The organism is Pseudomonas cichorii, assembly GCF_015471405.1.
Lineage (GTDB): Bacteria > Pseudomonadota > Gammaproteobacteria > Pseudomonadales > Pseudomonadaceae > Aquipseudomonas > Aquipseudomonas serbiensis.
In genome coordinates, this window is record NZ_BLVZ01000002.1 from 96,218 (window position 1) to 110,883 (window position 14,666).

Genomic DNA, 14,666 nt, shown 5'->3' on the forward strand with positions numbered 1-14,666 from the left:
AAGGTTGCAGGAGCGAACGGGCAAGCGCGCTCCTGCACAGTGGCAGTATTTACGCCGGGTCCAGGTTGTACTTCTTGAGCAACTGGCTGTACTCGCCGCTCTGTTTGTAGGCCTCGACAGCACTGCGCAGTTTTTCCAGCAGTTCGGTATTGCCTTTCTTCACGTAGATGCCAAGGGTCTGCGCGTACAGCGACTTCTGCGAGCTGATGACGATGCGGCCACGGGCCTTGTCGATGATCATCTGTGCGGCGGCGGAGATTTCCAGGTGGGCCTGAATGTTGCCGGACATCAGCGCCTGGGACGCTTCAGCAGTGGTCGGGAATTCGCTGATCAGGATCTCGCCCTTGTTCTGCTTGGCGCAGTAATCGCTGGATACCGCCTTGAGCTGGTTGATCCAGTTGGTGCCCTGTTGCAGGCCGACTTTCAGGCCGCACAAGTCCTCAGGCTGCTGCGGTTTGGCGGTGCTGTCGCTGCGCACCATGATCGCTGCGCCGACCTTCGCGTAAGGGATGGCTTCCGCCTGCTTGGTGCGCTCCTCGGTGATGTACATGCCCGAAATGATGGTGTCGAAGCGGTTGGCATTCAGGCCCAGGATCAGGTTCGGAAAGCGCGTGTCGACGAATTCGACTTTCAGGCCACCGATCTGTTTTGCCAGCGCGGCGGACACTTCCGGGTCAAAGCCCACAACCTTGTCGCCGTCATAGGACTCGAACGGCGGATAAGAGATTTCCATACCGACCTTGAGCGTGCCGGGCGTTGCAGTCGGTGCCGCCTGGGCGCTGCCCGCGAACAACAGAGACAGGCCAAGCACAGAAGTGGCAAGGCGCGAAAGCGTGGTGTTTTGCATAGTCGTCATTCCAGGTTGAGGGAAAAGGCAGATCACAAAGTCACGCTCTGGTTTTTCAGGTGCCCGAAGCTTGAAGGCTTTCTGGCGCGTTCCGGCAAGGCAATCTGCCCGCTGGCCACGCGCTGGCGAAGGTATTGATACGTCTGCAAGGCCTGGGCCCACATGTGCTCGCCAATGGCGATGGGCTCATAACTCTGCTCACCGGCCGCGAACTGCGGCAGCGGTTTGATAAGGGTGTGGTAGTCGCAGGCATAGAACAGCGGGAACGAATAACGCTCCTGCCTGACCTTGCGCACGCGATGCGCGGTGGCGACAAAAGCACCGGCGGTCATCACTTCCAGCATGTCGCCAATGTTCACCACAAAGGCATCGCCCAAGGGTGGTGCGTCGATCCACTCGCCCTGCTCGTTCATCACCTCCAGGCCCGGCTGGTCGGCCTTGAGAATGGTGAAGCACTCGTAGTCGGTGTGAGCGCCGATGCCGGGGGCGTCCTGCGCATCGCCGTCGTAGGGGTAATGGATCAGGCGCAGCTTCGAGGGCGGAAAACAGGCCATGTCATCAAAAAAATGCTCGTCCAGCCCAAGGGCCAGGGCAAAGCCGCGAAACAACTGATGCCCCAACGCGAACACCGCTTTGTAATAAGCCTGCACCGCCGCCTGAAAACCCGGCAGGCTCGGCCAGTCATTGGGGCCAAGCAATGGTGTACCGGCGAGCACCAGCGGGTTATCGGCTGGCACCTCGAAACCGATATCGAAGGCTTCCTTGTGATCCGGCTTACCGGTGCCATACACCTCTTCGCCTTCAGGCACGAACCCCTTGTGGGTCTGGGAGGCACCGATGTAATGACGCATCTTGGCGTCCAGCGGCTGGGCGAAATACTGCTCGGCGGCGCGGTGCAGGTTGTCGATCAACTCTGGCGCGATGCCATGGCCGGTGATGTAGAGAAAACCGACATGCCGGGCCGCATCGCCAAGTGCCTGAGCCACGGCTTGGCGGTCTTCCAGACGCTCGCTGAACAGACCGTGTATATCGACCACGGGAATCCGGGTGAAGGCTGAACGTTCACTCATGGCTGCAAGTTCTCTGGACGTTTGGAGAAGGCATTGAAATGCTCGCGTTCGGTACGGCCCATCCAGGCATTGAGGCTCCACAGATCGGCCACCGGCACATCGGTGAAAGGCAAATGATGCAGATAACCATCGGGGCCGAACTCGGGCGTCAAGGTGGTCCCGGTAAAACCACGGGCCAGTTGCGAACGCCAGATCGCTTCCCAATGCTGCTGATGAAACGCCAGCGCCGCAGCGTATTCAGGAGCCGCCGGGTGCGGCACCTGAGGGCCCTGGTCGTAACCCACCCGCGCCTGAATGTGATGAACGCGCTCGACGAAGGCCCCGAGATCGTCAGCCGGGTCGTCCAGCAGCCGCTCGCACGTCACCACCCAATGGCTGATATCGCTGGTGAAACGCAGGTCCGGTACTTGCTCGATCAGTTGCAGGGTCAGCCACGGATTGAACAGCGAACGCGCCCGATGCGTCTCGAAACTGCAAATCAAACCGCTGCGCGATGCAATCTCCAGCGCCTCACCAAAAAAATCCACCTGCCGGGCCAGCGGCCAGCGGTCATTGCCAGCCAGCACATTCACAAAGCGCGGCTCAAGCTCAGCGGCCAGTTGCAACTTGTGCCTGAAATCGGCCAGATGCTCAGCCGGTGTGGCTGACTGCAACGGCAACACCGGCGTGGAAGTGAACAGCGTCGCGATATACGGCACCCGGTTGTCACGCAGGAAAGCCGCGAACGCTGCACGCTCGGTCTGCTGCTCGGGAATACGCGCCTCAAAGCCATCGAAACCCGCTGCATGGGCTTCATCCAGTGCCTGCTGCCACGTGTCGCGATAACCCCACAGCGTGCGAAAGACTTCCAGTTTCATGGGCAAGCCTCCCCACCTGTGGCGGATCGGGCAACGTTGCTCATGGCCTTGCGGCCCAGCATCGGGTGGGCACCCTTGGGGCCATACACCGAAGCTGGCTCAGGAAAAGTACGCAGCAATGTCAGGTACAGCAACGCCGCCAGTCCCAGAGTGATCGGCAGGCTGACATCGATACCGCCCGCCCATTCACCCAGCGGCCCCACAAACTGGCCCGGCACGTTGACGAAGCACAGCCCAACCACCGCGCTGGGAATCCACGCTCCCAGACCACGCCAGTTCCAGCCATGGTTAAACCAGTAACGTCCACCGCGCTGACCACGGGTAAACACTTGTAAATCATCGGCGTGATAGAAGCCGCGACGTGCGACCAGACCGAGAATCATCACCACCATCCACGGGCTGGTGCAGGTAATGATCAGCACCGCAAAGGTCGACACGCTCTGCACCAGATTGAAGGTGAAGCGGCCGATGAAGATAAAGGCGATGGCAGCAAGCCCGATCAGCAGCGTGGCTCCGGCACGACTGAGCAAGCGCGGGAACATGCTCGACATGTCCAGCCCGGTCCCATACAGCGCCGTGGTACCGGTCGACAACCCGCCGATGACTGCAATCAGACACACCGGCAGAAAGAACCAGCCTGGCGAAATGGCCAGCAGACCGCCGACATAATTGTTCGCCTCAATGTACTGCGGAGCCTGAGTCGCCACCAACGTTGCGGTACACAGCCCGAACAGAAACGGAATCAGCGTACAGGCCTGTGCCACAAGCACTGCCAGCATGATTCGCACCCTGGAAGTATCGCGCGGGATATAGCGCGACCAGTCACCGAGAAAAGCCCCGAACGAGACCGGGTTACTCATCGCCAGCAGCGCTGCCCCAATGAACGCCGCCCAGAAACCCGGCTGATCCAGGCTGACACTGCCGGCATACCCCGCATCAAACGGCTCGGCAAAGGCAAGAATGCCCAACAGAAACAACAGACTCGACGCCCACACCGCAACCTTGTTGACCCACAGCATGAAGCGAAAACCAAAGATGCACACGATCAATACCAGAACCGCGAACAACCCGTAGGCCAGCCCCAGGCTCAGATCGTTTTCCGGCAAGCCCACCAACCGCCGTGCGCCGCCCACCAGCGCATCACCGGAACTCCATACCGACAGGGAAAAGAACGCCACGGCAGTGAGCAACGACAGAAACGAGCCGATGATCCGCCCATGTACACCGAAATGCGCGCCGGATGACACCGCATTGTTGGTGCCATTGATCGCACCGAACACACCCATCGGTGCCAATATCAACGCCCCGACCAGCACACCCAGCACAATCGCCCAGACCCCTGCCTGAAACGACAACCCGAACAACACCGGAAAACTGCCCAGCACAGCGGTAGCAAAGGTATTCGCACCACCGAAAATCAGGCGAAACAGGTCGATAGGGGAAGCATGGCGTTGGCTGTCGGGTATTTGCTCGACACCAAAGGTTTCAATGCGGGTTTCAATTCGCGTCGAATGGTTCATGTGCTGCTCCAGCGCCTGTCACGGTTGTTGTAAGGCCAGCGCAGGCACGCTGACCCTTTATCGCTCTACTGGGTAATGCCGATCAGTCAAGGTACACACAAACTTGTGGGAGGCAGCTTGCTGGCGAAAAAGGCCTGAAAACCAGCAGATATGCTGCGTCTGTACGTGAAGTCGCCAGCAAGCTGCCTCCCACAAAGTAATTCATGACCTTCACTGATCAGCATTACTTCCAGGGGGCTTTACCTACGCACCACACCCGGCAACACACACAGCATTTCGTACAACAGGTTGGCGCCCAGCAACGAGGTATTACCAGTGGTGTCATAAGGCGGCGACACCTCCACCAGATCGCAGCCAATCAAGTCCAGCCCCTGACACCCGCGAATGATCTCCAGCGCCTGAATCGTGGTCAGCCCGCCGACCTCCGGCGTGCCGGTACCTGGCGCCCAGGCCGGGTCGATGCCGTCAATATCGAACGACAGATACACCGGCCCGCCACCCACCTTCTCCCGCACCTCGGCCATCAGCGGCGTCAGCGACTGGTGCCAGCACTCCTCGGCCTGCACCACACGAAAACCCTGCTTGCGGCTCCAGTTGAAATCCTCGGCGGTGTAACCCTGAGCGCGCAGGCCGATCTGCACCACGCGGTCGCTGTCCAGCAAGCCTTCTTCCTGAGCGCGGCGAAACGTGGTGCCGTGGGCGATCTTCTCGCCGAACATGTGATCGTTGACGTCGGCATGGGCATCGATATGCACCAGCCCGACCTTGCCATGCTTCTTGTGAATGGCCCGCAGGATCGGCAGCGTCAGGGTGTGGTCGCCGCCCAGGGTCAGCGGGACGATGCCATGGCCGAGAATCCGGTCGTAGGCCTCCTCGATGATCCGCACCGCATCGAGCAGGTTGAAGGTATTGATCGCCACATCGCCAATGTCCGCCACGTTCAAGGAGTCGAATGGCGCCGCGCCTGTGGCCATGTTGTAAGGACGGATCATCACCGACTCGGCCCGAATCTCCCGCGGCCCGAAACGAGTACCGGAACGCAACGACGTCCCGATATCCAGCGGAATACCCACAAACGCGGCATCCAGACGCTCAAGTTCTTCGGGGGCCTGCACATGAGGCAAGCGCATCATCGTGGCGATACCACCGAAACGGGGCATCTCATTGCCGCCCAGGGGCTGGTGGAAAGTCTTGTCCACGGGAGGCCTCACCTTGTTCTCATTGAAAGTGAGGCCATTCTGGAGAGCCGCGATAACCAGACACATCGCTGCCAGCAAATAATTACTTCAGAGATTTCTAAACTATCGCCAGATACACTGCCACCTCGTACCAGCCCGACCAATCCCTGTGGGGAGGCAGCTTGCTGGCGACAGCCATATTCACAGGAGCGCCCATGTCCTCAGCCCTGCCCGACCTCAAACTGCTGCGCATCTTCGCCAGCGTGGTACGCCATCAGGGCTTTGCCGCCGCACAACAGGAACTCAACCTCTCCACCTCCGCCATCAGCACCTACATGAGCCAGCTCGAAACCCAGCTCGGCCTCGTACTCTGCCACCGAGGCCGCGGCGGCTTCAGCCTCACCAGCAAAGGCGAACTCTTCCACCAGGAAACCCTGCGCCTGCTGGCTGAACTCGAAGGCTTCGAGCGCTACAGCGCCGCCCTCAAAGGCGAACTGCGCGGCACCCTCAACCTCGGCGTGCTCGACACCACCGTCAGCGACCCGGCCCTGCCACTGGCCGACGTCATCGGCGCCTACAGCAAAGAACACCCCGCCGTACACCTGCACCTCTCGGTACTCAGCCCCGCGCAACTGCAACTGGGCTTACAGGAAAACCGCATCGACCTCGCCATCGGCGCCTTCTCCATCCGCATGAACGGCCTCATGTACCAAGGCCTGTACCGCGAACAGCACTGGCTGTATTGCAGCGACCGCCACGAACTCTTCGACCAGCGCCGCATCCCCGCCGAAGTCATCACCCAACAACGCATGGTCGGCCGCGGCTACTGGAGCCAGGCCGAACTCGCCCGCCACGGCTTCAAACACAGCGCCGCGACGGTCGAATCCATGGAAGCGCAACTGATACTCGTACTGTCCGGGGCCTACATCGGCTACTTGCCGGAACACTACGCGCAATTCTGGGTGGATCAGAAGCGGCTGAAGGTGTTGCTGCCAACAACGTTCGGGTATCAGGCACCGTTTTCACTGGCGTTGAGACGTGGGCGATCGAAGGAGCCGCTGATCAAGAGCTTTCGGGATCGGTTGAAGGGGTGTTTTGAGGAGTAGGTGCAATCGGGCGGCGCTCCGCTTATGCGCGAAAGGCCAGCAGCTTTCACACAACACTTGAGAACGAATACGCACCCGTGGGAGGGGGCTTGCCCGCGACAGCGTAAGTCGCCATTCAAATAAATTCTATTTAACTCAAAATCTTATGGCCAAACTGTAGGAGCGCGCTTGCCCGCGACAACTGAAGTTCAGTCACCGAATTCCTCACTCAAAATACCGCAATAGCAATCACACCAAGATTGATCAGCCCCCGCAATGTCCGATGAACCCAAGCCCCAGACCCGCTTCGCTTTCAAAAAACTTCTGATAAAGTCGCCCATTGCTAAAGTCCGCTGACATGGAGTCACACATGGCAAAGCCTGCCGCACGTATAAGCGATCCGACCAGTTGCCCAGTGCCAGGGCATGGTGCCAAGGCAATTTCCTCTGGATCACCTGACGTATTCTTCGATGGGCTCGCAGCAGCCCGCCAAGGCGATACTTGCACATGTGGCAGCGCCCTGGCTTCGGCTGTATCCGCTACCGTATTTATCAATGGTAAAAACGCTGCACTCGTTGGCACGGCCGGCGCGCATGGGGACGTCGTGATCGGCGGGTCCGGGACAGTGATTATTGGTGATACGCATACACCTGCGCCGTTTATCCCCATCACACCCTTGAACATCAACAAAGCCCAGTATTCCGGACGATTCCAGCTCATCGACCAAGCAACCGGCAAACCCGTTGCCGGGCGCAAGGTCAAGGTATGGTCCAGTGATGGCTGGAGTGCCGTCAGCATGACCGATGCACAAGGCATGACATCGTGGGTCAGCCACGATACCCCTGCATCCATTCATATCGATCTGGTGCAGGAAGACGAAGCATGAGCGATCAGCCAGGCATCTCTCAGGGCGGCATGAGCTCTGAAGGCAAGACTAACCCGGTCGGTATTTTGAAACCCAGCCTCGACCCACAAGACAAAAAAGTCCTGTGCTCGGCGATCTGCTACTGCATCAACACGCCTAACATCAGTAAAGATGGCAAAAACCTTAAGCAGGCCTGCGTGGCTCAGAGTCTGGGAGATCTGGATGAGCGTCTTCAGAAACGCAGCCTATACAAGCCAGAGGTCAGTTACGACATGACCAAGAACCCACCGCAGCCTATCCTAGACAGCCAGACCGGACACAACCCACATGGCTGGATACCCGGCTGGATCGAAAAGTATTGGAATGACGACCCGGAACACCCGCCCTTCAAACCTGGCCGCGGCATGATTCGCCGGCCCGACGTGGTGATCGTCAAAGATCCAGGCAAGCCGCCCACGCAGGACAATATCAAGCAGGTGGTGGAAATGAAGTTCCCACCAGATCCCCCAAATAATAGGCAGACAAATGCCTACCAGAAGATTGCCGGTGATCCGAACAAGGTCGTCGAAATGAAATCTACCGACTGCGACTGTAATCAGGAAGAACAGAAGTCCGAGGTGCCAGTTGAACAATTAGGATGGGCCGCGAGCGTCGCAAGTGCAGTGGTATATATCCTGAGCCGTGGTCGCACCCCTCGACCAACAATCCCCGCCTATTGATTCGGAGAAGACTTCATGAAACCAGAATTCAACATGGCCGAGGAACTTGCAAAGCAACCGCAACTACTTGAAATGCCCGGCAACCTGCTGATGAAAGGTGGCCCTGAAAACTATGTAGGTACCGTACTTTGCCTGCGCGGCACACTCTATTTCAAGGAAGCCCATACGCCTCAAGTACGCGAGGCGGTATGCCAATGTTTCGATGAGTTCAAGCATATTGCCGAGCCCCATCTCACCTGGCTATGGCGAGAAGAACCGCCAGAGGGAAAACCATTAACGCCATACAATAAAGCAAAAACCCTACGCGAAATGCTGGCGGCCATGGACGAGGATTATCCTCTGAGCTTTTACTACACGAGCGGCAAGCAACCTGACGACGCCAGCCCTTGGTACTTCGAGTTTTTTGGCCAGCCTGCCTGGGAAGCCAAAATGGGAGACGACCTGAGCGTTCTGGAGTTCTCCGTTCCCCTGCTTTATCAGGAACAGAACCCGCTCAAGTTTCTGCAACTGTTTATCGACTTCTCGAAACACCTGAACCCGATACAGGGCTACGCAGGCCATGCCTACAACCTCTCGATAACCAAGCGGGATGACAACCAACCCACAGAAGCCTTCATGGCCACACGCATGCCCGGACTGGATGTAGGCACTGCGGCGCTCTTGGCTAATCGCCCGCAATTCAAAGCCAGCAAAATCAAAACGGTCAGTTGGCTGACACTGCTTGATAAAGAGCGCGTGGAGTTGGCAGGCGGGCTGGAAGCATTGCGCACGCAACTGCCACCGAGCCACTTCGCCTTCTACCGTTGCGAGGAATCCTTGGTAATACAAGCCGGAGCCTATCCATACCTCAGCGGTGATGCCGAAGACCCGAAACCAGCGGCATACGTACTGCTGAACCACACGCTTAAAAACCTTCGCTATGACACGGTAGGCTCCCTGCACGGCGGCTCGCATGATGGTGAATTGCGCTTGGTCGGCTGGGCGGCGGATCAGTGGCTCAAACGTCTGGATGTGGATGAGAGCGAATTGCCTGTGTGGAGTGCAAGGTTGCTTGGTAATGAGCCGGGGCTGGATGGATCGAATACTTTATCGGGGCATTTGTAGGGCAGTTGTCATGATGTGCTTATCGGAGGGTAGTATTCATTCATGGTTTGCAGTTCATTGCCAGCGAGCGCTGGCAGCGTGATGATGAAAAAACTGGTGGTCGCAGCAACCCTGACGGTGCTGGCTTTGCTGTATGTCGGCTATTACGAAGCGCTTGAGGATGGGGATATTGAAACTGTTGTGTTTATCAAGAAGCATCCGACGTTTCAGGTGAAGTTTTACAACATCCATGCCAATGACGGTGAAATCAGAAAAATGGAGCACCTGACCGATGAAGAGCGACAGCTCATTATTGATTACTGTCGCTACAGGTTGGGAATCGATACAGAGCTGAAAACGCAGGATGACGTGGAGATGTGTAGGCGGAAATAATGTTCGCTTTTCAATCCATCTCCATAGGGTACAGCCGCAGGAGGAGTAGTCAGGCTATCGATGAGCATTCAAAAGTAAATGGGCTTGTGCGCAACGAAACAAAAAATGCGTGATCCACAGAATACCTGCACGCTACGCAACACGCCCAACCTTAACTCAATTAAAGCTTATCAAATATAGACCCACTAGAGGGTGTAAATATTTTGTGATACAACCTGGTAGCATAATCATCGGTTGTACCCGCAAGATAGTCACAAACGACTCTCTTTTCCGAGTTCTCTGAAACGTAGCGTTTGTAATACTTCTTTGGAAGAAGCCTTGAGGGGTTGGCTGAGATTGCGTCAAACAACTTCACAATCATTTGCTGGCCTTTATACTCAAGCGTCTGCACTTCGGGTGTTTTTATAACATTTTCCCTCACGAACTCTTGCAGAATATCAAGCTCCTCCCTTACGACAGAAGGAAATGCAGCCTGATAATCGAGCAAGGCATGAGAAAATTCACCTTGCTTTTTCACCTCAACACCCACAATAAAATAGCTGACTAATTTACCGATAGCCGCCTTCCTAACTTTATTCTCACCAGAAAATAGCTGAGAGGTATATAGCTCAATTTTCTTTGCGAGCGGATACTCTTTCAAAGAATCCATCAGCTTTGAAACCACCTCCTTCCTCCATCTACTTTCCGAAACCAAACCTAATGCAACCGAATCTTCTAAATCATGTACACCATACGCAATATCATCCGCCAATTCCATAATACTACAATCAAAAGACTTGTATTTTGGCTTACTATGCTTACTCTTACCTTTTGAGGCAAACTCCATAAACTTTGAACGATCGTTAGTAAACGGCTTGAAAACCCACTCGACATTCTCCCTATCCGAATCAAAGATGCATTTAGGTGGTTTGAAAGAATCTAAATTAAGCCCTCCTACATCCCCATAAGCGCCAGGATTTACCACATCAGAGTAGTAGCTAGGATATTTAATTAAGCCCAGCAAAACTCTTCTAGTGAGATTCAGGCCATTCGAGTCAGAATACTCACCTAACGATGTACAAACACGAAGAGTCTGCGCATTCCCCTCAAACCCTTGGTCATCTCGCATAACATAATTAAGCGCAACTTCTCCGCCATGACCAAAAGGGGGATGACCAATATCATGCGCCAACCCAAGTGACTCAATAAGATTTTGCCCAGGGATTATATTTAATATCTCGCCATCTTCAGAGCACTTTGTTTTTAAAAACTCAGCAATCCCTCCACCAATCTGTGCAACCTCTAGCGAGTGTGTTAGGCGAGTTCTATAAAAATCACTTTCCCCCAAGCCCAAAACCTGAGTCTTGCCTTGAAGCCTCCTAAAAAATGCCGAATGGATGATACGCGCCCGATCCCGAGCATACTCGTCTCGTTTAAAGCTCGACTCTTCGACATTGAAATACCGCTCTTCCCACATAAAACACTCCTTGTCCTAATCAATATTACAGAACAGACATCACTCTCAATACGTCTAAAAGATCTTAACAATTCACACTTTGGCGCAAGTCTGGCGTCCCCATGCAATGAGGCCACGATTTTGCTTGCCTCTATGCGAGGATCACTGAAGCCTCACGTTCATGAGTTTTTCGGCACGTATCGAAAATACATAAATCTATGCCTAAGGTCACCAATGACTATTTATTGAATAAGGCACCATCCCTCCTACAAAAGTAGTGCTTTTTGACGCAAATATATTTGTAACAAGATAGACAGTACGGCACCATCCTTTTCCTACAGAAAAAATGGAACGGGACTACCTAGTGAACACAAAGGCCTCACAACACGCCCTCACTGGAGCTTTTGCATCGCAACAACTGACGGTAGGCAACATTCACACCCGTGTAGACCTGCGTGATCTGTTTCACATCACAGCCTCCAGCATCAACAACGGCATCTTCAAACCCGCAGCCTTTGACTCTGTATGGATTTTCGTGACAGAGCACAAAACGGCAGACCGGACACAATACGAGGATATCCTCACAGGCGATGTGCTTCACATGGAAGGCCAACTCAAAGGCGGCACCGACCATCTTCTGAAGGAACACATCGAGCGCGGTCTGGAATTGCTGCTGTTCTACCGCAAAAAGAAATACGAACACCCCGGCGCAGGCTTCACCTATGAGGGTCGCTTTCTCTACCAAAGCCACGAAGGCTCAGGCCCTACCAAGTTCACGCTTCAGCGAGAAACCAGCCCTGCATTGGCAATTGCGGCCATTGAAGCTGAGCTGGAAACTCAGGGTGCCTTCGACCCAACGAATATTCCCGATGCCCGTAAGCGCATTCTCTCAAGCATCGTGCGCCGCAAAGGACAGAGGTCCTTTCGCAAGAAGCTACTCAAGGCTTACGATGGCCAATGTGCGGTGACTGGATGCCGCATCGAAGCCTTGCTGGAAGCCGCACACATCGTGCCTTATCAAGGTACTGACACGAATGTGGTTAGCAACGGTTTGCTGCTTCGTGCAGACATCCACACTCTGTTTGATCTGGGGCTTTTGTGGGTTCACCCCGATAGCCTCTTGGTGGGACTGGCTGACGAACTCAAGCACAGTGAATACGACTCGCTGGATCAGAAACCTCTCTCGCTTCCCTCGTCGTTGCAGGACAGGCCAAGCGCAAAAGCTCTCCAACACCATCTCGACACATTGTTATAGATCTGGGATCTGCCGGGCATGGGTCCGGCGCTCTCTGCATTTTCAGAATCGCCCTACAACCTTGCACCTTGCTGGCCTCGCTATCGCGCCCTACCCTTGCTGCGCGCCTAAGAAACGCACAGAAACCTAACAGCAGCGGCCTGACCGCCCCGATATAATGCGGCTTTTTGTACCTGCGGCCTTTGGCTGCGCGTCCTAAAATTTCTGCTATGTCGGGAGTGGACTAATACAAGACCCGCAAGGGGAATACGTCCGGCCTTTCTGCTGTGGGTTTCTTAACTCCCGACGCCTTTATCTCAAGAAAAAAACAGCAGAGATCACGTAAATGCCAATACCCAGCTATCCATACTCGGACAGTAATACTTCTACATCAGCAACTTTCCACCCCACCACCTTCCTCCGCTACAACCGCCAACTCCGCGCCCTCCTTCTTGAAACCCAAGCCTGGTTCTCCGCCCGTGACCTGAGCAAGCTCATTGCCTGGCCTCTCAACGAACGCACCACGAGCAAGCTTGATTCAGACCAACGCCGCACGCTCTGGCTGGAGACTCATGGGCGGACTGAGGAGGCGTTGATGATCAGTGAGTCGGGGTTGTATGCGTTGCTGGTTCATCACTATCACCCCGAGCATCGCAGTTTGCGGCACTGGATTACCAATGAGGTGGTCGCGGCGTTGCGGGATGCGCAGGAGCCGCCGGTGGAGAGCATGCCGAGTCTGAGTGTGCTGCAATGGCCGGGGATGTCGTTGAGTATGTTGCATTGGCAGAGCGAGCCGTGGATCAGGTTGCGGGATGTGCCGCAGGTGTTGCCGTTGCCTGGGCAGGGGGTTGAGGAGCAACAGGGTCGATTGAATGGGTCCTGGTTTCAGGGGGCAGCGAGGTTTTTTCAGGGGACGTGATGAAGTAACGCAGGTAGGTAGTTGATAGCGTGGGTATTCTGGCCCGTTCATTTCACAGATGAGCGGACCACCGCCTTCCTCGTTACACCTTATATCCATGGACGAGTTCAATCTCGGAATAGTCCTACATACTCATTAACGTCTCATCCATAAACTGATCAGCCATTTATCAGGATGATCGTTATATGGCTAATCACGGTTACATGACCATAAAGGGTGAAAGTCAAGGTCTTATATCTGAAGGTTGCTCAAGCGACAAATCTATTGGCAACAAATGCCAGATCGGGCATCTGAATGAAATCATGGTGCTGTCCTTTGCCCATCACATGAGCAATGTCGGAAACCTTAAGTACTCTACCCATCGTCCAGTTGTCATCGTCAAGAATGTTGATAAGTCTTCGCCTTTGCTGGCTCAGGCTCTGGCTAATCGTGAGCCTGTGAATTGCATGATCGATTTCTATCGCACATCGTCCAAGGGCCTTCAAGAGAAGTTTTATAGTATTGAAATAAACGGCGGGCTTATTTCCGAGTTAATGCTGGATGTACCGCACTCTATTTTGCAGAACGGTGCAGAAGCTCAAGAGCATATATCCATCAGTTACAGCGAAATTATCTGGACTCACCACTCGGCAAGAACACGCGGACACGCTTTCTGGGGCGGGGAATGAACCATTGAGTACACAGACAACCTCAAAGAGTCATGAGTTTTGGAAAGTAAGCGAGGCGGCGACCCTCTTGGCAGGACAGGCCTGCACCTTGGCAGCGCGGCATATCAACGACGGAATGCTCCGGCTTCAATTCAATCGGGAAGTGGCTTATTACGCGAAGAGTATTGTCAGGGATGTTGAGCGGGGGAATAAGACTGTCGAGCAAGGGATGAAGGCGATAAAGGATGAGCAGGAGAGTCTGCTTAGTCAGTCTTTTGAAATTGGCAAAAAAGGAATCGGTTTAATCGCGGGTGGGCTGCAGGTAGCAGGAGGCGTGGGAGTTTGTTATGCGTCAATGGGTACGCTGTGTTTATTATTTGGCGGCTCATTAATAGTTCATGGGACCAATAACGTTTATGAAAATGGGCGTAATCTCATAACGGGACGTTCTGACACAGAAGGGCCATTGCGCAAGGGATATCAGAAACTTGCCAGAATCAGCGGATATGATGACTGCATAGGGAATGTAGCTTACGGTTCAACTGACTTGATACTATCTGCTTATGGCGCAGGAAGATTAGTAATAAAACCTGATTCATGGCGACTTTTTAAATATATTCATACAGATTACATTAGAGCCTACAAGACAACCCCAGCTGGAGTTCTCGCTATTGATTTAATTTCAGACGGCATCACAATCGACAGTATTATTGACCAGTGGAGATGCCGAAATGACTGATGCATTTATTTATACGGCATTTATATTCTTCGCCTCAATCTTTTACATCCCTTCTTTTTTGTCTAGACGCTACCT

At 54.5% G+C, this 14,666-nt stretch carries 15 protein-coding genes; 9 read left to right on the forward strand and 6 right to left on the reverse strand.

The genetic code is table 11. The features are described 5' to 3' along the window. Positions 1-49: 49 nt before the first annotated feature. The 5 genes from JL015_RS02365 to speB all read right to left on the reverse strand — a co-directional run bounded on the left by JL015_RS02365 (position 50) and on the right by speB (position 5,493). The gene (locus JL015_RS02365; RefSeq protein WP_201017275.1) at positions 50-847 is read right to left on the reverse strand and encodes a transporter substrate-binding domain-containing protein; all 798 of its coding nucleotides are present in this window, start codon (positions 845-847) and stop codon (positions 50-52) included. Between the two features lie 32 nt (positions 848-879). Next, positions 880-1,917 carry an isopenicillin N synthase family dioxygenase gene (locus JL015_RS02370; RefSeq protein ID WP_201017276.1) on the reverse strand — a complete coding sequence of 346 codons (1,038 nt, stop codon included), beginning with the start codon at positions 1,915-1,917 and terminating at the stop codon, positions 880-882. Continuing rightward, a complete protein-coding gene (locus JL015_RS02375; protein ID WP_201000009.1) occupies positions 1,914-2,774 on the reverse strand; it encodes a sugar phosphate isomerase/epimerase family protein in 861 nt (286 codons plus the stop codon). The genes JL015_RS02370 and JL015_RS02375 overlap by 4 nt, the downstream gene beginning before the upstream one ends. Next, entirely contained in the window at positions 2,771-4,294 is a 1,524-nt protein-coding gene (locus JL015_RS02380) for a purine-cytosine permease family protein (protein ID WP_201017277.1), read from the reverse strand. Before JL015_RS02380 ends, JL015_RS02375 begins: the two co-directional genes overlap by 4 nt. Positions 4,295-4,533: 239 nt before the next feature. After that, positions 4,534-5,493 carry an agmatinase gene (gene speB, locus JL015_RS02385; protein WP_025261377.1) on the reverse strand — a complete coding sequence of 320 codons (960 nt, stop codon included), beginning with the start codon at positions 5,491-5,493 and terminating at the stop codon, positions 4,534-4,536. Positions 5,494-5,687: 194 nt separating this feature from the next. On the opposite strand from speB, the gene JL015_RS02390 reads away from it, so the two are divergent. The 5 genes from JL015_RS02390 (at position 5,688) to JL015_RS02410 (ending at position 9,617) form a co-directional block, all read left to right on the forward strand. Beyond that, the gene (locus JL015_RS02390; protein ID WP_095067512.1) at positions 5,688-6,578 is read left to right on the forward strand and encodes a LysR family transcriptional regulator; all 891 of its coding nucleotides are present in this window, start codon (positions 5,688-5,690) and stop codon (positions 6,576-6,578) included. Between the two features lie 349 nt (positions 6,579-6,927). Next, entirely contained in the window at positions 6,928-7,443 is a 516-nt protein-coding gene (locus JL015_RS02395) for a PAAR domain-containing protein (protein ID WP_201017278.1), read from the forward strand. Continuing rightward, positions 7,440-8,141, forward strand: coding sequence for a VRR-NUC domain-containing protein (locus tag JL015_RS02400; RefSeq protein WP_201017279.1), 702 nt, complete (start codon positions 7,440-7,442; stop codon positions 8,139-8,141). The genes JL015_RS02395 and JL015_RS02400 overlap by 4 nt, the downstream gene beginning before the upstream one ends. Positions 8,142-8,156: 15 nt before the next feature. After that, positions 8,157-9,245: a DUF3396 domain-containing protein gene (locus tag JL015_RS02405; RefSeq protein ID WP_201017280.1), complete on the forward strand. Its 1,089-nt coding sequence runs from the start codon at positions 8,157-8,159 to the stop codon at positions 9,243-9,245. An 84-nt stretch (positions 9,246-9,329) separates the two neighbouring features. Next, positions 9,330-9,617 (forward strand): hypothetical protein, encoded by a 288-nt coding sequence (locus JL015_RS02410; protein WP_201017520.1) that lies wholly within the window; start codon positions 9,330-9,332, stop codon positions 9,615-9,617. Between the two features lie 160 nt (positions 9,618-9,777). Here the strand turns inward: JL015_RS02410 and JL015_RS02415 are convergent, their stop codons facing one another. Further along, the gene (locus tag JL015_RS02415) at positions 9,778-11,073 is read right to left on the reverse strand and encodes an anti-phage deoxyguanosine triphosphatase (RefSeq protein WP_201017281.1); all 1,296 of its coding nucleotides are present in this window, start codon (positions 11,071-11,073) and stop codon (positions 9,778-9,780) included. 325 nt (positions 11,074-11,398) lie between these two features. On the opposite strand from JL015_RS02415, the gene JL015_RS02420 reads away from it, so the two are divergent. The 4 genes from JL015_RS02420 (at position 11,399) to JL015_RS02435 (ending at position 14,591) form a co-directional block, all read left to right on the forward strand. Then, complete coding sequence (locus JL015_RS02420; RefSeq protein ID WP_201017282.1) at positions 11,399-12,307, forward strand: HNH endonuclease; 909 nt, start codon at positions 11,399-11,401, stop codon at positions 12,305-12,307. A gap of 325 nt (positions 12,308-12,632) precedes the next feature. Beyond that, entirely contained in the window at positions 12,633-13,205 is a 573-nt protein-coding gene (locus JL015_RS02425; RefSeq protein WP_201017283.1) for a BRO-N domain-containing protein, read from the forward strand. 185 nt (positions 13,206-13,390) lie between these two features. Then, entirely contained in the window at positions 13,391-13,873 is a 483-nt protein-coding gene (locus JL015_RS02430; RefSeq protein WP_201017284.1) for an Hcp family type VI secretion system effector, read from the forward strand. A gap of 4 nt (positions 13,874-13,877) precedes the next feature. Continuing rightward, complete coding sequence (locus tag JL015_RS02435) at positions 13,878-14,591, forward strand: DUF4225 domain-containing protein (RefSeq protein WP_236250145.1); 714 nt, start codon at positions 13,878-13,880, stop codon at positions 14,589-14,591. Positions 14,592-14,666 lie beyond the last annotated feature (75 nt).